Annotated in this window: 2 protein-coding genes; both read left to right on the forward strand. The window is 61.3% G+C overall.

Features of this window, described 5'->3' with window-relative positions:
* The coding region (locus BN1123_RS07635; protein ID WP_042026209.1) for a glutaredoxin at nt 1-166 on the forward strand (166 nt) is incomplete at its 5' end.
* Nucleotides 167-238: 72 nt separating this feature from the next.
* Nucleotides 239-801: ATP-binding cassette domain-containing protein (locus BN1123_RS07640; RefSeq protein ID WP_042026211.1), on the forward strand; the 563-nt coding region annotated here is incomplete at its 3' end.

Here is an 801-nt window from a genome sequence, read left to right on the forward strand (position 1 = left end):
GGCGGGTATCGCCGCCCAGACCCGCCAGTGCGACATCATGGATGATGCAACCTGGCTCGATGCCTATCGGGTGCGCATTCCGGTCCTGCGCGATGAGACTGGCCGCGAGTTGGGTTGGCCCTTCACCCTGGTAGAGTTGCAGGGCTGGCTCGCGCGTCAGGGGTGAGTTTGATGTGACGATAAAACGGGGGCAGGCCCAGTCTGCCGCCCGTTTTTTCATATGAAATAAGGAACGAACATGGCTCTTTTGACATTGCACGGCGGCTGTCTGTCGTTCAGTGATTTTCCATTGCTCGACAAGGCCGAACTGACCATAGAGCGGGGCGAGCGCCTCTGTCTGGTGGGCCGCAACGGGGCGGGCAAATCCACCCTGATGAAGGTCATTGCCGGCGAACTGCCGCTCGATGACGGTCGTCTGGTGTTGCAGCAAGACTTGAAAGTGACCCGTCTCGAGCAGGATCCGCCCGCCTCCAGCGAACTGACCGTTTTCGACTATGCCGCCGAAGGGCTGGCCGGGGTGGGGGAGCTGCTCAAGCAGTATCACCATGTCTCCATGGCGCTGGCGAGCGATCCCTCCGATACCAACATCCGCAAGATGAGCCAGCTGCAGGAGCAGCTCGACTACCAGAATGGCTGGCAGTACGAGACCCGTATCAATCAGGTGCTCACCCTGCTTGGGCTCAATCCGGATGTGACTCTCGACAGCCTCTCCGGCGGCTGGCTGCGCAAGGTGGCACTGGCCCGGGCGCTGGCCTGCGATCCTGATCTGCTGCTCTTGGACGAGCCGACCAACCACCTGGA

Origin of the sequence: Aeromonas enteropelogenes (genome assembly GCF_000819845.1) — a bacterium.
Taxonomy (GTDB): Bacteria; Pseudomonadota; Gammaproteobacteria; order Enterobacterales; family Aeromonadaceae; genus Aeromonas; species Aeromonas enteropelogenes.